Source organism: Streptomyces sp. NPDC060049, assembly GCF_042736715.1.
In the GTDB taxonomy this organism is placed as follows: domain Bacteria; phylum Actinomycetota; class Actinomycetes; order Streptomycetales; family Streptomycetaceae; genus Streptomyces.
In genome coordinates this window covers 58,382-75,871 of sequence record NZ_JBHWVV010000030.1, presented here as the reverse complement: position 1 = coordinate 75,871, position 17,490 = coordinate 58,382, and the positions used below count along the sequence as shown (strand labels likewise).

Here is a 17,490-nt window from a genome sequence, read left to right as displayed (position 1 = left end):
GGGGGACCCTGTGGGAGAGTAGGACGCCGCCGAACAATCATTGTGGGAAAGCCCCGCACCAGCCCTTACGGGCTCGGTGCGGGGCTTTTCTGCGTTCCGGGACAAAATCCGTGGCCGCTGGTCAGGCGGTATGGAACTCTGTCCGGCATGGATGGCATGGATGGCGATCCCATCGACCTGGCCCGACGTGTCGCGCACGACCGATTCCCCGACGCGCTCTCCGTGATCCTGGCCGGATCCACGGCCGCGGGGCGGGCTACCGCGAGCAGCGACCTGGACATCGCCGTGCTCGTCGAGGACGGGGGCGAGACCTTCCGGGAGACGCTCCGGGCCGAGGGTCGGATCGTGGAGTTCTTCGTCCACACCCGCGCCGGCCTCGCGGAGCTCTTCGCCGCGGACGCCGCGACGCGTCGTGCGGTCCTGCAGTCCATGTACGCCACCGGTCTCGTCCTGGTCGACAGGGGCGGGGAGGCGGGACGGGCCCGCGACCTGGCGGGGGCGGACCTCCGCCAAGGCCCGCCGCCGCTGGAGCCGGACACGGTGGAAACCAAGCGCTACGGGCTGACCGACGCGCTTGACGACCTGGGTGACGCGAAGGATCCCGTCGAGCGCGTGATCGTTGCCGGCGTCGTCCTGGCCGGTGCCGCCGACCTGCTCTTCGATCACCACCGGGCGTGGGGCGGCGGCGGGAAGTGGCTGCCGCGCCGACTGCTGGAAGCGGACGGCCAGCTCGGGGCGGCCCTGCTCGACGGGCATCGGCGGGTGTGCGGAACCGGGGACGCCGCAGCTCTGACGGGTGCGGCCTCGCAGGTCCTGGACCTCGTGGGCGGGCCGCTCCGCGAGGGCTACCGCAGGACCTGGCGTGGCGTCATCGACTCCCTCGCCACCGCCCCGCAGCGCTGACCGCTCGCCGCGGCCCGCGTGCGCGGAGGCGGATCGGGGTGCATCGGGGCGCCGAGGTTCTTTCGATGTCCTGCGGATGCCCGGCATGGGGTCCGGATGGATTCGCACCGACGGCTCGTAGGGTTGTCGCATGGGCTACGACCTCGTCATCTTCGACAACGACGGCGTGCTGGTGGACAGTGAGCCGCTCGCCAACAGCATCCTCGCCGGGTACCTGACCGAGCTGGGGCACGCGACCTCGTACGAGGAGTCGCTCCGCGACTACATGGGGGCCGCCGTACACCGGGTGCACGACCTCGTGCGGGAGCGGACCGGGCAGGCGCTGCCGGCCGACTTCGACACGACGCTGTACGCGCGCACCTTCACGGCCTTCGAGCGGGAGCTCAAGCCCGTGCCCGGTGTGGAGGGGGTGCTGGCGGCACTGGTCGAGAGCGGGACGGCCTACTGTCTCGCGTCGTCCGGAAGCCACGAGCGGATCCGGGTGGGGCACCGGGCGGCCGGGCTCGACGAGTGGTTCGAGGAGGAATGGATCTTCAGCGCGGACGACGTGGGCCAGGGCAAGCCGGCCCCGGACCTGTTCCTGCACGCGGCCGACCAGATGGGCGTGGCTCCCGGCCGGTGCGTGGTCGTCGAGGACAGCCCGCTGGGCGTCCAGGCCGCCCTCGCAGCGGGCATGGACGTGCTGGCGTACACGGCGATGGTGCCCGCCGACCGGCTGCCCGGTGCCACCGGCTACTTCGGGGACATGGGACAGCTGCTCGGTCTGCTCGGGCTCCAGGGCCACGAGGGCGGGTACGCGGGTGGCTACCAGGGCGGCTTCAGTCACTGACCAGATCGAGATGTGATCGCTCTACCCACCGGTAGCACCGGGCCCTACGCTGAGCCGCCATGACAGCAGACGCGCGGCTTGGCCGCGGGCGCGGGGCGTTGGGCTTCAGTTTCTTCGTGCAGGGCGTGACGTTCGCGCTCCTCGTGACGCGGATCCCCGCCATCCAGGACAGGTACGGGATATCCGACGGGCTGCTGCCCGTTTTCCTCGCCGCCGTGCCGATCCTCGCCGGGGCGTCGAGCGTCGTCACCGAGCACCTGGTCAAGCGGGTCGCGCCCAGCACCGTACTGCGGTGGGCGCAGCCGCTCGTCCTGCTGGCGCTGCTCGGGGTCGGCGCCGGCGGCGAGCTGTGGCACGTGGCGCTGGCGCTCGGGGCGTTCGGGCTGTTCGTGGGCGCGCTCGACGCCTCGATGAACATGCTCGGGGTGAGCCTGCAAGGCGCGTACGGGCGCAGCATCATGCTCGGGTTCCACGCGGCCTACAGCCTCGGCGGGATCCTGGGGGCCTCCGCCGCTTGGGCGGGCGCGCACTGGCATCTCGACCTCTTCACCTCCTACCTGCCCGCCGTGGTGGTCCTGCTGCCGCTCACGCTCCTCGCCAGCCGGTTCTACGTGGACCGGGACGACGCGGCGACGGCCGTCGGCGCCGAGAAGGGGCTGGGGACGGGCGGGTTCAAGCTGCTGCTGCCGCTGTGCCTGGTGATGGCCTGCGCGTACATCGGGGACTCCACGGTCTCGAACTGGAGCGCCAAGTACCTCCAGGACGTGCTGGGCTCCTCCGAGCAGCTCGCGACCGTCCCCTACAACGTCTACATGGTGACCACCCTGATCGGCCGGGCCGTCGGCGACCTCGGGGTGCGGCGCTTCGGAGCCGTGGCCGTCGTGCGGATCGGGTCGGTCGTCGCCGCGGCGGGGTTCGCCGTGGTCGCGGCGGCCCCCGGGGCGTGGTGGGGGATGCTCGGCTTCACCCTGCTGGGGATCGGGCTGTGCGTGATCGTGCCTCAGACCTTCGCCGCCGCGGGCCGGCTGTTCCCGCACGCCTCCGACACCGCCGTCGCGCGGCTCAACATCTTCAACTACGTGGGTTTCCTGATCGGCGCACCGCTCGTCGGCGGGATCGGCGACGCCTGGAACTACCGGGGCGCGATGCTGGTGCCGATGGTCCTCGTCCTCGTCACTCTTTTCCATGCCCGCTCGTTCGGCGCGGGGGGTGCCCGATACGGTGTCGAGCATGAGCGGCCGCGGGTTGTTGATGTGGGACGAGGCGGTAACGAAGTATGACTTCGGACCGAGCCATCCGATGGACCCGGTGCGTCTGGCGCTGACCATGGGCCTGGTCCGGGCCTTCGGGCTCGACCGGGCGATGGAGGTCCGGGCCGGGCGGCCGGCCGGCGAGTCCACGCTGCGGCTCGTCCACCGCGGGGACTACGTGGCGGCCGTGCGCGAGGTGTCCGCGGACCCCGGCGCCGCCGACGGCTCCTACGGGCTCGGGACCACGGACGATCCGGCCTTCCACGGGATGCACGAGGCGTCCGCGCTGATCGCGGGGCAGTCGGTGGCCGGGGCCGAGGCGATCTGGCGCGGGGAGGCCGCGCACGCCGTGAACTTCGCCGGCGGGCTGCACCACGCGATGCCGGGCGGAGCGGCCGGGTTCTGCGTGTACAACGACGCGGCACTGGCCATCGCGCGGCTGCTGGAGCTCGGGGCCGAGCGCGTCGCGTACGTCGATGTGGACGTCCACCACGGAGACGGGGTGCAGGCGACCTTCCTGGACGACCCGCGGGTGCTGACCGTCTCGATGCACGAACATCCGCGCACGCTGTTCCCGCAGACCGGGTGGCCCGAGGAGACCGGCGGGCCGGCCGCGGAGGGCTCGGCGGTGAACATCGCGCTGCCGGCCGGGACCGGGGACGAGGGCTGGCTGCGGGCGTTCCACGCGGTCGTGCCCGAGCTGCTGGCGGACTTCCGGCCGCAGGTGCTGGTGACCCAGCACGGGGCGGACACGCACTTCGAGGACCCGCTCGCCCACCTGGCGGTGTCGCTGGACGCCCAGCGGGCGGTCCAGGAGGCCTGCCACGAGCTCGCACACGCGCACGCGGACGGGCGGTGGCTGGCCCTGGGCGGCGGCGGGTACGCGGTCGTGGACGTCGTCCCGCGGTCGTGGACGCACCTGGTGGCCATCGCCGCGCACCGGCCGATCGGTCCTGAGACGGCGGTGCCGGGGTCCTGGCGGGACGAGGTGTACGCGCGCACGCGCCAGTTGGCGCCCGCGCGGATGACGGACGGGCGGGTGCCGGCTTGGCGGGACTGGGAGGCCGGCTACGACCCGGCGGACCGGATCGACCAGGCGGTCCTGGCCACGCGGCGGGCCGTGTTCCCGCTGCGGGGAATGCTGGCCTGACGGGTACGCACCTCGCGCCGCGGTGGCGTCCGTTACGCCAACGGTGGTGGGATCGGCGGTAATTGATGACCCGCCAGGTCGCTTGGGGCAGCATCGGCAAGGTGTTGAGCACCGGCGCCCTGCGTGCGCATCTGCTGGCCGCCCGTCTGGCCGGGCCCGTCGCGACCTCACGGGAGGAGAGCCTGCGCAGCTACCGGCTGTTCGCCGCGCGCGACCCCCGGGTGATGCTCGGGCTCGACCCGGAGTGGGGCTGGGGCGAGGGGGACCTGCTGCGGCTGATGGCGGACAAGTGCGGGGTCTCGGCGGATCCCGCGCACGTCAGCGGGCCGGACGTGATCGATCCGGAGCGCACGGTGGCGGGGCTGGAGGCCTTCGCGGAGCGCCTGCGCGCGGTGGCGGCGGCGCGGGCGCCCGTACTGTTCGCGACCGGTCACCCGCACCGCCTCCTGGGGTTCTACGCCGCTTTGGCCGAGGCGTTGTCGGCGGCCGGATGTGAAGTCCTCACCCCGGCGCGGGGGGCCGCCGTCGACATGCAGACCCGGTTCGGTCTACGCCCGCACCGCATCGATTACGTACGGGGGGTCGCACTGGTGCGGGAAGACGGCGCGCGTCCACCCGGGAGTACGACCGGCGCGCACACCCATTCGCCGCTGCCGGTTCGGATCGCGCTCGGGGCCCTCGCCGAGGCGGGAGGGCCGTTGCCGGAGCTGGTGGTGGGGGACCACGGGTGGGTCTGCGGGGCAGGTCAGCTCGGTGTGGAGGCGATCGGGCTGGCCGATACGAATGATCCGGCGCTCTTCGTCGGGGAGGCCGAGGGGCGGCTGTCGGTGGTGGTTCCGCTTGATGACGCGGTCCGCGCGGACTACTACCGGCCCCTCACTCGCTATGTACTCAATCGGGCGAGTCTGTCGCGTCGGCAGGAGTGGCCGTAGCTCCTCTTCCCCACTCGTACCACACGCCCCTACTCTGGGGAGTGAGCGTGCGACGACGGGGCGTAACCGGAGGGGAAGCCGGTGCCCGTCATGCGCGGAAGGTCAAGGTGTGTCATGGCTGCTGGCGAGAGGCCTCTCAGTGAGGTTCAGTTCCTGACCGTGGCGGAGGTCGCCTCGGTGATGCGAGTGTCGAAGATGACCGTGTACCGATTGGTGCACAACGGACATCTGCCCGCGATCCGGGTGGGCCGGTCCTTCCGGGTCCCCGAGAACGCGGTGCACGAGTACCTCCGCGAGTCTTTCGTGGGGGTGGAATCGGCCTGAGGACAAGGGCCGGGAGCCCGTATGGACCCCTCGGAAGTACCGGATTACAAGCTCAGAGCCAGGGCGGGTAGGCTAGGCCGACGTAGGTCGTGTGGGCCCAGACGCCCCGCACCGAGATCCCCGCTGACGCGGGGATGTTCCGAGAAGTGAGCGAGGGTAGTCGTGGGCTCTGTTATCAAGAAGCGGCGCAAGCGGATGGCGAAGAAGAAGCACCGCAAGCTGCTCAAGCGCACCCGCGTTCAGCGCCGTAACAAGAAGTAGACGGCAGCTGTACGTGTTTTCCGCAGCCCCTCCACCATCCTTGGTGGAGGGGCTGCGGTGCAGCCAGGGGACTTCTTGAGGAGGCGCTGAGCTCGTGGGGAAGGTCGTACTCGTTACCGGGGCTGCCCGGCAGCTGGGAGGCCGTTTCGTGCGGCGGATCCAGCGCGACCCGGAAGTCGAGCGGGTGATCGCGGTCGACGCGGTGACGCCGCCGCACCGGCTGGGATCGGCCGAGTTCGTACGTACGGACATCAGGCAGTCGGGCATCGCCCGGGTGCTCGCGGAGAACTCCGTGGACACGGTGGTGCACCTGGCGGTCACCGGCGGTGCCGCCACGGGAGCGGGCTCCGGCTCCTACAGCACCGTCAAGGAAACCAACGTCATCGGGACGATGCAGCTCCTCGGGGCCTGCCAGAAGTCCCCGACGGTACGCCGCCTCGTGGTGAAGTCCAGTACCAGCGTGTACGGGGGCACCTCGCGGGACCCGGCCGTCTTCACCGAGACCACCCAGCCCAAATCCCTGCCCGCGGCCGGCTTCGCCAAGGACGCCGCGGAGGTCGAGGGGTACGTACGGGGCTTCGCGCGCAGGCGCCCCGACGTCGCCGTGTGCGTGCTGCGGTTCGCCAACATCCTCGGGCCCTTCGCCGACTCCGCGCTCGCCGAGTACTTCTCCATGCCGCTGATCCCGACCGTGCTCGGCTACGACCCGCGCCTTCAGTTCGTCCACGAGGACGACGTGCTGGAGGTGCTCAAGCTCGCGGCGCAGGAACCGGAGCGCGGCAGCGGGACGTTGAACAGCGGGACGAGCGGCACCTTCAACATCGCCGGTGACGGGGTGCTGCTGCTCTCGCAGTGCGCGCGGCGCCTCGGCCGGCCCACGCTGCCGCTGCTGATGCCCGCGGTGGCCTGGGTGGGCTCGGCGCTGCGGGCGGTCGGTGCGACGGACTTCTCGCCCGAACAGATAAGGCTCCTCACGCACGGGCGGGTCGTGCAGACCTCGCAGATGCGGGAGGTGCTGGGATTCGAGCCGATGTACACGACGGCCGAGACCTTCGCCGACTTCACCCGGAGCCGGGGGAGCGGGCTGCTGCCCCCGGAGCGGGTGGGCCGGGCGGTGGACCGGGTGGCCGAGCTGTTGGACGTAGAGGCCGGGACTGAGGCCGTGGCTGAGGGAGCGAAGCGATAGTGGCGGACGCCAAGGTCATTCCGTTCGACGAGGAACGGCCGCGGCGCCGGCCGCCGCGTCGGGTGCGCGTGGCGCCGGAGCCGGAGCGGGCGGTGGAGCCGGCGCCCATGCTCGCGGCCGCGCCGGAGCCGGCGGCCGAGGGCCGGGGCGGCGCGGACTGGGACCGGAGAATCGCGGGCGGGCTGGCGTTCCTGCGGCGCCGGCTCACCGGGGAGTACGAGGTCGACGACTTCGGCTACGACAAGGAGCTGACGGACCAGGTCCTGATGTCCCTGATGCGGCCGCTGTACGACAAGTACTTCCGGGTCGAGGTCAAGGGCATCGAGAACATCCCGAAGGAGGGCGGCGCGCTCATCGTGGCGAACCACTCCGGGACGCTGCCGCTGGACGGGCTGATGCTCCAGGTGGCCGTGCACGACCACCACCCGGCCGAGCGCCACCTGCGGCTGCTGGCCGCGGACCTGGTGTTCATGCTGCCGGTCGTCAACGAGCTCGCGCGGAAGGCCGGCCACACGCTGGCGTGCGCGGAGGACGCGCAGCGGCTGCTGGAGGCCGGGGAGCTCGTGGGTGTGATGCCCGAGGGCTTCAAGGGGATAGGGAAACCGTTCGGCGAGCGGTACAAGCTCCAGCGCTTCGGGCGGGGAGGCTTCGTGTCGACGGCGCTGCGGGCGGGAACTCCGATCGTGCCCTGCTCGATCGTGGGGGCGGAGGAGATCTACCCGATGATCGGCAACGCGAAGACGCTCGCGCGGCTGCTGGGCATCCCGTACTTCCCCATCACGCCGACGTTCCCGTTGCTGGGGCCGCTCGGGGCGGTGCCGCTGCCGACGAAGTGGACGATCCAGTTCGGGGAGCCGATCCAGACCGCGGGCTACGCGCCCGAGGCGGCGGAAGATCCGATGCTGATGTTCAACCTGACCGACCAGGTCCGGGAGCAGATCCAGCACACGCTGTACAAGCTGCTGGTGCAGCGCCGGTCCGTCTTCTTCTGACGGGGCCGGGGCACGCGCGAGTGCGCCGACGGGGCTGGATGCCCTGCCGGCGCACTCGTGCGTGTTACTCGATGTCCTCCGCCTTGAGGCCCAGGCCCGGGAGCAGGCCCGGGAGCAGCGGCGGGAGGGTGATGTCCGGGTGGGGGAACTCCGGTGGGCCGGACGCGTCCGGGGTCGGCCGGTCCGTGGGCGGATTCAGCAGATCGCCCGTGCCGCCGAGGAGACCGCCGCCGGGGGACGGGGTCTTCGCGGAGCCGGAGGCCGACGGAGCGGGCGTCGCCGACGGGGTACCCGGGGAGGGAGCCGCCTGCTGTTTGCCCGCCGGTGTGCTCGGCCGGGTGGAGGGGCCGGAGCCGCGGGTCTGTTCCGGAGGCTTCGGGAGCAGACCCTGGAGCGGCGCCACGTCCTCGTCTATGGCCCGGAAGACCGACTCCACCTCGCCGCCGACATCCGTGAGCTGCGCCGGGAGGTTCCCGCGGAGCTTGGCCCACGCATCGCGGTGCGAGCGGGAGAACGAGGACAGTGCCTGGATCGGGCCGAGCGAGCCGTCCCGTTCGTAAGCGGCCTGGAGGAGCCGGTGGCCCTCCGAGGCGTCGTGCTTCATGCCCGCGAGCGCCCGGCGGATCGCGCCGAGGGACTCGTGGTCGAGTGCGCCCGTACGGCCGCGCTCCATCAGCCTGCGGGCCTCCGACAGGCGGTTCGAGGCCTGGTCGAGATAGAGCTCGCCCCGGTCCGAATCGTCGTCGGCCATGCCCAGCTTGATGTCCTCCATGCCCCGCTTCACGGGGTACAGGTGGTCACCTGGCAGGGCGTTCGTGCTCGCAGCGGCCACTCCGCTGAAGGCCCCGGCGGCCACACCCACGGTGAGGCCACCTGCTGCGATGCCCTTGGACCAGCGGGAGCGGGGCCGCAATTTCCCGAGCGACGTCGCCCGGTGGGCGCCGCGGCCGGTCCGCTGTTCGGGCACGAGAGGGTCCGGGGCGGCACTGCCCCCGGCCCTCTCTTCCATCACCATGGCCTCCATGGCGGCGACGAGCTGTGCTCGTTGCACCACTTTGACCTCGGCATCCAGCACCGGGCGCGGCATTCTTTCGCCGAGCACGTTCGCCAGGGCCAACAACCGGTCGTGGTCGGCAGGTTCGGCAGGTGCCTCGGACTGCTCGGCCGCCGGGTCCGGTTCCGAAAGGTCGGACGGGGTCCGATCCTCCAGGGCCTGGGCGAAGGCGTTCGCCCGCCGGTGCGGAGTCACGTTCGCGATCACTGGCGGCACCTCCTCTCGTCATGACGATCGACTCCCCAAGGTGTCCGGAAGGTTGCCTTCCTTGAGCACATCCACGCTTTCGAGTGAGCGGCTTCAGTCAGGGCTTGTCCACAGGGAGCCTGCATTCCGCACAACGAGCGGCGCGGCACTTGGGTTACGGACGAAGGATGATCGGACCACAGCGTCGTCAGTGTCATCAGGAGGATTACCGAATGTGAGTAAGGGAGTCAGCGGGCGTCGTCCGGGAGCAGGCGGGCCAAGGTGCGGACCGCCCGGTACTGGAGCGTCTTGATGGCGCCCTCGTTCTTCCCCATCACCCGGGCCGTCTCGGCGACCGAGAGGCCCTGCAGGAAGCGCAGGGTCACGCACTCCTGCTGCTGCGGATTGAGTTTCCGTACGGCTTCCAGCAGCGCCGCGTTGGAGAGGGACTCCAGGACGGAGTCTTCGGGGGACCGTTCCACCTCGTTGGCGTCGAGCATCTCGCCGGTGGTGACTTCCAGGCGGAAGCGGCTCGATTTGAAGTGGTCGGCGACCAGGTTGCGGGCGATCGTCACGAGCCAGGCGCCGAAGTCGCGGCCCTGCCAGGTGAAGGTGGAGATGCGGCGCAGCGCGCGCAGGAAGGTCTCGCTGGTGAGATCCTCCGCGGTCGCCTTGCCGCCGACGCGGTAGTAGATGTAGCGGTAGACCGTGTCGCTGTACTGGTCGTACAGGCGGCCGAAGGCGTCGGCCTCGCCGGCCTGGGCGCGTTCGACCAGGTCCATCATGCGGGCCTGGTCGCTGTCCGCCGTGGGACGGCGGGCGGCGGGCGCGGTGGTACCGGTGGCGGCGCCGCCGGAGCGGCCCCGTCTGCCCACTGTCGCTCCGCCGTCGGTCAGGGCATAGCAAGGACCGGCCGGGCCGAGTCCGGCGGGGACCGCGGTGGCGAATGCGGGGACGGCGTACGCGGTGGGGACGAAGCCGCGCAGGTGGTCGAGGACCGTCGCGCGCAGCGTAGCCAGGCCCGAGGCGTCAACCCCGACAGGTGGGTACACGGGACTCCCAGAGGCAGAGCTTCCATCACGTGCAGTGCGGGACCGTTCACCCGTCGTGGCGACAGATGAGCGGTGGCATGCGTTTGAGGAGAATAACGCTTCGTACAGGCAGCGCTACACCCAGTTGCTCAAATCACCGGTTACGACACTTCTGTTGCGTGTCGAGGGCATATTCAGTCGCGTATGGTGATCGATTCTTGATCGGTTGGGTACGCGGAATGGCTGCTTCAGCGGTGGCTCGCGACCGAGTAGGGCATGGCGGAGTGCCCCGCCCGGGGCGCGGGTAGAGGTGAGCGAATGCTCCGGCTCCCGGGGCGCGGCGGCGGCGCGGAGGGGCCCCCGCCGGGCGGTGGCCAGTGCGGGGGCGGCGCCGGGGCCGGGAGAGGGTGCGCGCCCGCTACTTGCGGCGGCGGTGCAGGGCGATCGCGGCGGCCGCGCCACCCGCGATCGCGCCGACCCCGGCGGCGGCCGGGACGCCGACCTTCACGGCCTTGCGACCGGTCCGATAGTCGCGCAGGCGCCAGTCGTGGGCGCGGGCATGCTTGCGCAGTTTTGTGTCGGGATTGATCGCGTACGGATGTCCGACCAGCGACAGCATCGGAATGTCGTTGTGCGAATCGCTGTACGCCGCGCAGCGCCCGAGCTCCAGGCCCTCGGCGGCGGCCAGGGCGCGCACCGCCTCCGCCTTCGCGGGGCCGTGCAGCGGCTCGCCGACCAGCCGGCCGGTGTACACCCCGTCCACGGACTCGGCGACGGTGCCCAGGGCCCCGGTCAGGCCGAGCCGGCGGGCGATGATCGTGGCCGTCTCGACGGGCGCGGCCGTCACCAGCCACACCTTCTGGCCGGCGTCGAGGTGGGCCTGGGCCAGGGCGCGGGTGCCCGGCCAGATCCGCTCCGCCATGTACTCGTCGTAGATCTCCTCGCCGATGGACATCAGCTCGGAGACCTTGTGTCCCTTGACGATGGACAGCGCGCTGTCGCGGGCGTCCTGCATGTGCTCGGGGTCCTCGACCCCGGCGAGCCGGAACCAGGCCTGCTGCCAGGCGAAGCGGGCGAGCTCGCGGCGGCGGAAGAACTCGCGCTTGTAGAGGCCGCGGCCGAAGTGGAAGATCGCGGCGCCCTGCATGACGGTGTTGTCCAGGTCGAAGAAGGCGGCGGCGAGGTCGTCGCCGGCGACGGGGAACTCCGGCACGGCGCCCTCGCCCGCTCCGGCCTCCAGGCGTCCGGGTGCCTCGGGGGCCTGCGTGGAGCCGGGGGCGCCGGGAGCCTCTTCGGCGAGCGCGCTCTGGCGGGCGGCCTCGGCGGAGGCCTCGCCCGCCAGCACGCTCCGCGCGGTGGCGGAGTGTCTGTGAGGGGTGAGCCATCCCCATCGAGCGCGCGTCCCGAAGGGACTCCTACCGGGGTGGTGGTCGGGCGACGGGCGGGGCATGACGCGAGCATAGCCACTGTGTTCGGGACTTCCCGAACCGCCGGGAATCGGCTGTGTGAACTCTTCGGCGTCTACGGAGCCTTCGGCGCGCCCGTCGCGCGACCGCTCCGCGCCGGGGCGCGGGAGAATGGGAGGCATGAGTCCTTTGCTGCGCCGTGCCGAGAAGAAGCGTCCCGAGGAGCGGATGGTGACGCTCATCGGGAAGCCGGGGTGCCATCTCTGTGATGACGCCCAGGAAGTCGTCGAGAAGGTCTGTGCCGAGACGGGTGCACAGTGGGAGAAGAAGGATATTTCGCAGGATGAGGAGCTCTACCGCCTGCACTGGGAGCAGATCCCCGTGGTGCTGGTGGACGGCGAGCAGCACACCTTCTGGAGGGTGAACCCTGACCGGCTCCGACGGGCATTGCGGGCTTGACCTGCCGGGCGGTTACGATCGTGGGCGATTTATGGGGTCTCGGGGGCGTATCGGTGAGGAGTGTGTGCAGTTTTGCCCCCTTCGGGAATTGAACGGGTTCGGCGTGTCGACCGTTCCCGCCCCGCGTGCCCAAGGCGCGTGACCCCGGTCACTTTGCTCGGACAAAGCGGACACAATCTTTGTGCACGCGTTCACAAAGACATAGCCTGCATTCGACGGGGTGGTCCTGGGACAAGAGGCCACCTGCAGCCCCGCTCATCCCGCAGGAGCATCGTGGCAACTGGCCGAACTCACCGACCGGCGACCCGCAGCCGAGGTATTCCCGAGGCCACTGTCGCCCGGCTTCCGCTGTACTTGCGTGCCCTCACCGCGCTCTCCGAGCGATCGGTGCCCACGGTGTCCTCCGAGGAGCTCGCCGCGGCCGCCGGAGTCAACTCCGCGAAGCTGCGCAAGGACTTCTCCTACCTCGGCTCCTACGGGACGCGCGGGGTCGGATACGACGTGGAGTACCTCGTCTACCAGATTTCCCGCGAGCTCGGACTGATGCAGGACTGGCCCGTCGTCATCGTCGGCATCGGAAACCTGGGCGCGGCCCTCGCCAACTACGGCGGCTTCGCGTCCCGCGGCTTCCGCGTGGCCGCGCTCATCGACGCCGACCCGGCCATGGCCGGCAAGCCCGTCGCGGGCATGCCCGTCCAGCACACCGATGACCTGGAGAAGATCATCGAGGAGAACGGCGTCTCGATCGGGGTCATCGCGACCCCGGCGGGGGCGGCGCAGCAGGTGTCCGAGCGGCTGATCGCCGCCGGCGTCACCTCCATCCTGAACTTCGCGCCGACCGTCCTCTCCGTTCCCGAGGGCGTCGACGTGCGCAAGGTCGACCTGTCGATCGAGCTGCAGATCCTGGCGTTCCACGAGCAGCGCAAGGCCGGTGAGGAAGCGGCTTCCGCCGCCGGCGCGGGCGGCTCCGCCGCGGGCACCGGCACCGGTGCGGCTCCGGCCGCCGCCGTGGTCCCGCCCGCCGGGCGGGCCGCTGCCGTCGCGCGCAAGAACGGCCCCGACGGCGACGTCCCGGCGGTGATGCCGGCATGAGTCTGCTCGTCGTAGGGCTGAGCCACCGCAGTGCGCCCGTGAGCGTGCTGGAGCGCGCCTCGCTGCCCGCCGATGCCAAGGTCAAGCTGCTGCACGACACGCTGGCCGCGGAGCCGGCGGCGGAGGCGGCGGTGCTCGCCACGTGCAACCGCATCGAGCTGTACGCCGACGTGGACAAGTTCCACGCGGGCGTGGCCGAGCTCTCCACCCTCCTCGCGCAGCACAGCGGCGTGGCCCTGGAGGAGCTCACCCCCTACCTCTACGTGCACTACGAGGACCGGGCGGTGCACCACCTGTTCTCCGTGGCGTGCGGCCTGGACTCGATGGTCGTCGGCGAGGGGCAGATCCTCGGGCAGATCAAGGACGCGCTGGCGCTGGGGCAGGAGCTCCACACCGCCGGCCGCCTGATCAACGACCTCTTCCAGCAGGCGCTGCGGGTCGGCAAGCGGGCGCACTCCGAGACCGGGATCGACCGGGCGGGCCAGTCCCTCGTCACCTTCGGGCTGGAGCAGCTCGCCGTGCACGTGCCGGTGGAGGAGTGGGCCGCGGGCAAGCGGGCGCTCGTCATCGGGGCCGGATCGATGTCCTCGCTCGCGGCGGCGACGCTGGCCCGGGTCGGCTTCACCGAGATCGTCGTGGCCAACCGGACCGCCGAGAGGGCGGAGCGGCTCGCCGAGATCCTGGTTGCCTCGGGCACCGGGGTGCGGTCTTCGGCGGTTCCGATGGCCTCGGTAGGGGACGAGCTGACACGAGTCGACGTCGTCGTGTCGTGCACGGGTGCGACCGGGCTGGTGCTGACCGGGGACGATGTGGCCGCGGCCGTGGCGGGGGACCCTGCGGGGCTTTCCCCCACCCGCCCTTCCACCACCCCCCAGACTCCGTCCGGGGGGACCCCCAGCTGGGGCTCCGCCCCAGACCCCGCGCCTCAATCGCCGGCTGGGCTGGATGTGGCGGGGCTGGATGTGGCGCCGGCCGGGTCGGGCGGCGTGGACGCCGAGCTCGTGGCGCGGCTCGCCGCCGCCTCCGCCGGAGGGCAGCGGATCGCCGACGGCGGGGCCGTGCGCAGCAAGGTCGCAGTCGAGGAGGCCGACGGGTGTCCCGTCGGACTCGACGCGCCGGCTTCCGGCGGACGGGCCGCGCTGACCGGTGTCGACGCCAGCTCGCTGGAACTGCACGGGACCTGGGCCGACCAGGGCGAGGCGGCCGCGCAGCGGCAGCCCCGCAAGGGGGCCCGCAGCCTGGTGGACGCACAGCCCGTACGGCTCGCGCTGCTGGACCTGGCCATGCCCCGCGACATCGACGCCGCCGTGCACCGGATCCCCGGGGTCCGGCTCGTGGACATCGAGTCGCTGGCGGAGGCCTCCGCCGACGCGCCGATGGCCGCCGACGTCGATGCCGTACGCGGCATAGTCGCCGGGGAAGTGGCCGCGTTCGGGGCCGCCCAGCGGGCCGCGCACATCACGCCCACCGTGGTCGCCCTGCGCGCCATGGCCGCCGAGGTCGTCGCCATGGAAGTGGCGCGGCTCGACGGACGGGTGCCCGATCTCGACGAGCGGCAGCGGGCTGAAGTGACCCAGACCGTGCGGCGCGTCGTCGACAAGCTCCTCCACGCGCCGACCGTGCGCGTCAAACAGCTCGCGAGCGAGCCCGGCGGCGCCGGGTACGCCGAGGCACTGCGCGAACTCTTCGATCTCGACCCGCAGACGGTGGCCTCCGTCAGCCGGGCGGACGCGGCAGACAAGAACGACGACTCAGGACGGGCATCATGAATCCACGTCTCGACCAGCCCCTGCGGCTCGGCACGCGGCGCAGCAAGCTGGCCATGTCCCAGTCCGGACATGTAGCCGAGGCGGTACGGGCGGTCACCGGCCGGCCCGTCGAGCTCGTGGAGATCACGACCTACGGTGACGTGTCCCGCGAGAGCCTCTCGCAGATCGGCGGCACCGGCGTCTTCGTCACCGCCCTGCGCGAGGCCCTCGTGCGCGGCGAGGTCGACTTCGCCGTGCACTCGCTGAAGGACCTGCCCACCGCGCAGCCCGACGACCTCGTCATCGCCGCCATGCCGCGGCGCGAGGACGTCCGGGACGCGCTCGTCGCCCGCGACGGCCTGACCTTCGAGCAGCTGCCCGACGGCGCGCGCATCGGTACCGGTTCGCCGCGCCGCAGGTCGCTGCTGCACGCCTACGCCAAGTCGCTGGGCAAGGTCATCGAGACCGTCGCCATCCGCGGCAACGTCGACACCCGGATCGGGTACGTGCGCAACGGAGAGCTCGACGCCGTCGTGCTCGCCGCCGCCGGGCTCAACCGGATCGGCCGCGGCGACGAGGCCACCGACCTGATCTCCGTCGACAACGTGCTGCCCGCACCCGGCCAGGGAGCCCTGGCCGTGGAGTGCCTCGCGTCCGACACGGACCTGATCGCCGCGCTCGGCGAGCTCGACGACCCCGACACACGGGCCGCCGTGACCGCCGAACGCGCACTGCTCGCCGCCCTGGAGGCCGGCTGCAGCGCCCCTGTGGGAGCGCTCGCCGACCTGCTGGCCGACGGCCAGACTGTCAATGAGATGCGCTTGCGTGGAGTCGTGGGAACCCTCGACGGTTCCACGCTGGTGCAGATGTCCACCACCGGTCCCGTGCCCCAGTCGTACGACGAGGCCATGGCGCTCGGCCGCGAACTCGCGGACGAGATGCTGGCCAAGGGCGCAGCCGGTCTGATGGGGGAGCGGTCGCTTTGAACCCCACAAGTCCCACCACCTCCGCTTTTCCGGCGGTCGCCGTCCACGGGCACGTCACCTTCCTCGGTGCCGGTCCGGGCGACCCGGGTCTGCTGACGCTGCGCGCCGTCGAGGCGCTCGCCGCCGCGGACGTCCTGATCGCGGAGCCCGAGGTCCTCGAGGTCGTACGGACGCATGCGCGCGCGGGGGTGGACACGCCGCAGCTGACGATAGCTGACGAGAAGTCAGCAGCCGCCGGGGTCCCGGTGATCCGAGATGCCGCCAATCTTGTCATGGAGGCCGCACGCTCCGGCAGGCGGGTCGTCCGCGCCGTCACCGGCGACCCCGGACTCGACGGGAACGCGGCCGAGGAGATGCTCGTCTGCGCCACCGAGGGCATCCCCTTCGAGGTCGTTCCCGGCGTCGCCACCGCCGTCGGCGTCCCCGCGTACGCCGGAGTGCCGCTCAGCGGCAAGCAGGGCGCGGACGTACGGTTCGTGGACGCGCGGAGCGCCTCCCAGCGCTGCTGGAGCGAGGTGGGCGCCAGCGACGGCATCCTCGTCGTCTCCGCGACGCTGGAGACGGTGTCCGCCGCCGCCGCCGAGCTGGTGAGCGCCGGGCGCAAGCCCGACACCCCGCTCACCGTGACCGTGGCCGGTACGACGACCCGCCAGCGGACCTGGAGCGCGACCCTGGGCACCATCGCCCAGGTGTTCAAGCAGGGCAAGATCCTCCCCTCCCCGGAGGGTTCGCGGCCCGTCATAGCCGTGGTCGGGGAGCACGGCGCCGCCGCGCGCCGCGAGGAGCTGTCCTGGTTCGAGTCGAAGCCGCTGTTCGGCTGGCGCGTGCTCGTACCGCGCACCAAGGAGCAGGCAGCCTCGCTCTCCGACCAGCTGCGTTCGTACGGCGCGGTGCCGCACGAGGTGCCGACCATCGCCGTGGAGCCGCCGCGCACCCCGCAGCAGATGGAACGGGCGGTCAAGGGACTCGTCACCGGCCGCTACGAATGGATCGCCTTCACCTCGGTGAACGCGGTCAAGGCCGTGCGCGAGAAGTTCGAGGAGTACGGGCTCGACGCCCGTGCCTTCGCCGGCATCAAGGTCGCCGCCGTGGGCGAGCAGACCGCCGCCGCGCTGGTGGAGTTCGGCGTCAAGCCCGACCTCGTGCCCAGCGGCGAGCAGTCCGCCGCCGGACTGCTGGAGGACTGGCCGCCGTACGACCCGGTCTTCGACCCGATCGACCGCGTCTTCCTGCCGCGCGCCGACATCGCCACCGAGACCCTGGTCGCCGGGCTGATCGAGCTCGGCTGGGAGGTCGACGACGTCACCGCCTACCGGACCGTGCGCGCCTCCCCGCCGCCGCAGGACACCCGCGAGGCGATCAAGGGCGGCGGCTTCGACGCCGTGCTCTTCACGTCCTCGTCGACCGTGCGCAACCTGGTCGGCATCGCCGGCAAGCCGCACAACGTCACCGTCATCGCGTGCATCGGCCCCGCGACGGCCAAGACGGCCGAGGAGCACGGCCTGCGGGTCGACGTCCTGTCGCCCGAGCCGAGCGTGGGCAAGCTGGCGGAAGCCCTGGCGGAGTACGGGGCCGCGCGCCGCGAGGCCGCGAAGGAGGCCGGGGAAACCGTGTACCGGCCGAGCGAGCGTCGGCCGGGGGCGCGCAGGCGTCGTACGACCTGATGCGGGCGTTAGGGGGTAGGGCCCGGGTGCAGGCGCA

At 71.7% G+C, this 17,490-nt stretch carries 17 protein-coding genes; 14 read left to right on the top strand and 3 right to left on the bottom strand.

From position 1 onward, the window contains the following. The first annotated feature begins 147 nt into the window (after positions 1 to 147). From ACFWBY_RS35640 to ACFWBY_RS35600, 9 genes are all read left to right on the top strand, one after another. Entirely contained in the window at positions 148 to 903 is a 756-nt protein-coding gene (locus ACFWBY_RS35640) for a nucleotidyltransferase domain-containing protein (protein ID WP_385337863.1), read from the top strand. Positions 904 to 1,033: 130 nt separating this feature from the next. Next, a complete protein-coding gene (locus tag ACFWBY_RS35635) occupies positions 1,034 to 1,732 on the top strand; it encodes an HAD family hydrolase (RefSeq protein WP_385337860.1) in 699 nt (232 codons plus the stop codon). Between the two features lie 59 nt (positions 1,733 to 1,791). Then, a complete protein-coding gene (locus ACFWBY_RS35630) occupies positions 1,792 to 3,012 on the top strand; it encodes an MFS transporter (RefSeq protein WP_385337857.1) in 1,221 nt (406 codons plus the stop codon). Next, a complete protein-coding gene (locus tag ACFWBY_RS35625) occupies positions 2,963 to 4,132 on the top strand; it encodes an acetoin utilization protein AcuC (protein WP_385337854.1) in 1,170 nt (389 codons plus the stop codon). The genes ACFWBY_RS35630 and ACFWBY_RS35625 overlap by 50 nt, the downstream gene beginning before the upstream one ends. Before the next feature lie 101 nt (positions 4,133 to 4,233). Beyond that, positions 4,234 to 5,064: a phosphatase gene (locus tag ACFWBY_RS35620; protein ID WP_385337872.1), complete on the top strand. Its 831-nt coding sequence runs from the start codon at positions 4,234 to 4,236 to the stop codon at positions 5,062 to 5,064. 114 nt (positions 5,065 to 5,178) lie between these two features. Beyond that, complete coding sequence (locus tag ACFWBY_RS35615) at positions 5,179 to 5,388, top strand: helix-turn-helix domain-containing protein (protein ID WP_162688852.1); 210 nt, start codon at positions 5,179 to 5,181, stop codon at positions 5,386 to 5,388. A 162-nt stretch (positions 5,389 to 5,550) separates the two neighbouring features. After that, complete coding sequence (locus tag ACFWBY_RS35610; protein ID WP_003948845.1) at positions 5,551 to 5,649, top strand: 30S ribosomal protein bS22; 99 nt, start codon at positions 5,551 to 5,553, stop codon at positions 5,647 to 5,649. 94 nt (positions 5,650 to 5,743) lie between these two features. Then, positions 5,744 to 6,835: an NAD-dependent epimerase/dehydratase family protein gene (locus tag ACFWBY_RS35605; protein ID WP_385337851.1), complete on the top strand. Its 1,092-nt coding sequence runs from the start codon at positions 5,744 to 5,746 to the stop codon at positions 6,833 to 6,835. Beyond that, on the top strand, positions 6,835 to 7,827 hold the full coding sequence (locus ACFWBY_RS35600; protein ID WP_385337848.1) for a lysophospholipid acyltransferase family protein: 993 nt from the start codon (positions 6,835 to 6,837) through the stop codon (positions 7,825 to 7,827). Before ACFWBY_RS35605 ends, ACFWBY_RS35600 begins: the two co-directional genes overlap by 1 nt. 64 nt (positions 7,828 to 7,891) lie before the next feature. On the opposite strand, the gene ACFWBY_RS35595 is transcribed toward ACFWBY_RS35600, so the two are convergent. The 3 genes from ACFWBY_RS35595 to ACFWBY_RS35585 all read right to left on the bottom strand — a co-directional run bounded on the left by ACFWBY_RS35595 (position 7,892) and on the right by ACFWBY_RS35585 (position 11,548). Next, positions 7,892 to 9,088, bottom strand: a complete 1,197-nt coding sequence (locus ACFWBY_RS35595; RefSeq protein ID WP_385337845.1) for a DUF5667 domain-containing protein — start codon at positions 9,086 to 9,088, stop codon at positions 7,892 to 7,894. 227 nt (positions 9,089 to 9,315) lie between these two features. After that, positions 9,316 to 10,119, bottom strand: coding sequence for an ECF subfamily RNA polymerase sigma factor, BldN family (locus tag ACFWBY_RS35590; protein WP_385337842.1), 804 nt, complete (start codon positions 10,117 to 10,119; stop codon positions 9,316 to 9,318). Between the two features lie 397 nt (positions 10,120 to 10,516). Continuing rightward, the gene (locus tag ACFWBY_RS35585) at positions 10,517 to 11,548 is read right to left on the bottom strand and encodes an HAD family hydrolase (RefSeq protein ID WP_385337839.1); all 1,032 of its coding nucleotides are present in this window, start codon (positions 11,546 to 11,548) and stop codon (positions 10,517 to 10,519) included. A gap of 136 nt (positions 11,549 to 11,684) precedes the next feature. On the opposite strand from ACFWBY_RS35585, the gene ACFWBY_RS35580 reads away from it, so the two are divergent. The 5 genes from ACFWBY_RS35580 to ACFWBY_RS35560 all read left to right on the top strand — a co-directional run bounded on the left by ACFWBY_RS35580 (position 11,685) and on the right by ACFWBY_RS35560 (position 17,453). Next, positions 11,685 to 11,963 (top strand): glutaredoxin family protein, encoded by a 279-nt coding sequence (locus ACFWBY_RS35580; RefSeq protein WP_385337836.1) that lies wholly within the window; start codon positions 11,685 to 11,687, stop codon positions 11,961 to 11,963. A 273-nt stretch (positions 11,964 to 12,236) separates the two neighbouring features. Next, positions 12,237 to 13,055, top strand: coding sequence for a redox-sensing transcriptional repressor Rex (locus tag ACFWBY_RS35575; protein WP_385337833.1), 819 nt, complete (start codon positions 12,237 to 12,239; stop codon positions 13,053 to 13,055). Further along, positions 13,052 to 14,824, top strand: a complete 1,773-nt coding sequence (locus ACFWBY_RS35570; protein WP_385337830.1) for a glutamyl-tRNA reductase — start codon at positions 13,052 to 13,054, stop codon at positions 14,822 to 14,824. The genes ACFWBY_RS35575 and ACFWBY_RS35570 overlap by 4 nt, the downstream gene beginning before the upstream one ends. After that, entirely contained in the window at positions 14,821 to 15,789 is a 969-nt protein-coding gene (hemC, locus tag ACFWBY_RS35565; protein WP_385337827.1) for a hydroxymethylbilane synthase, read from the top strand. Before ACFWBY_RS35570 ends, hemC begins: the two co-directional genes overlap by 4 nt. Beyond that, positions 15,786 to 17,453 carry a uroporphyrinogen-III synthase gene (locus tag ACFWBY_RS35560; RefSeq protein WP_385337824.1) on the top strand — a complete coding sequence of 556 codons (1,668 nt, stop codon included), beginning with the start codon at positions 15,786 to 15,788 and terminating at the stop codon, positions 17,451 to 17,453. Before hemC ends, ACFWBY_RS35560 begins: the two co-directional genes overlap by 4 nt. Positions 17,454 to 17,490 lie beyond the last annotated feature (37 nt).

Excerpts from the sequence above, each read along its gene's own strand:
- ACFWBY_RS35585 (WP_385337839.1), bottom strand. The coding sequence starts at position 11,548 with ATGCCCCGCCCGTCGCCCGACCACCACCCCGGTAGGAGTCCCTTCGGG.
- ACFWBY_RS35635 (WP_385337860.1), top strand. The coding sequence starts at position 1,034 with ATGGGCTACGACCTCGTCATCTTCGACAACGACGGCGTGCTGGTGGAC.
- ACFWBY_RS35625 (WP_385337854.1), top strand. The coding sequence starts at position 2,963 with ATGAGCGGCCGCGGGTTGTTGATGTGGGACGAGGCGGTAACGAAGTAT.
- ACFWBY_RS35570 (WP_385337830.1), top strand. The coding sequence starts at position 13,052 with ATGAGTCTGCTCGTCGTAGGGCTGAGCCACCGCAGTGCGCCCGTGAGC.
- ACFWBY_RS35630 (WP_385337857.1), top strand. The coding sequence starts at position 1,792 with ATGACAGCAGACGCGCGGCTTGGCCGCGGGCGCGGGGCGTTGGGCTTC.
- ACFWBY_RS35580 (WP_385337836.1), top strand. The coding sequence starts at position 11,685 with ATGAGTCCTTTGCTGCGCCGTGCCGAGAAGAAGCGTCCCGAGGAGCGG.
- hemC (WP_385337827.1), top strand. The coding sequence starts at position 14,821 with ATGAATCCACGTCTCGACCAGCCCCTGCGGCTCGGCACGCGGCGCAGC.
- ACFWBY_RS35640 (WP_385337863.1), top strand. The coding sequence starts at position 148 with ATGGATGGCATGGATGGCGATCCCATCGACCTGGCCCGACGTGTCGCG.
- ACFWBY_RS35615 (WP_162688852.1), top strand. The coding sequence starts at position 5,179 with ATGGCTGCTGGCGAGAGGCCTCTCAGTGAGGTTCAGTTCCTGACCGTG.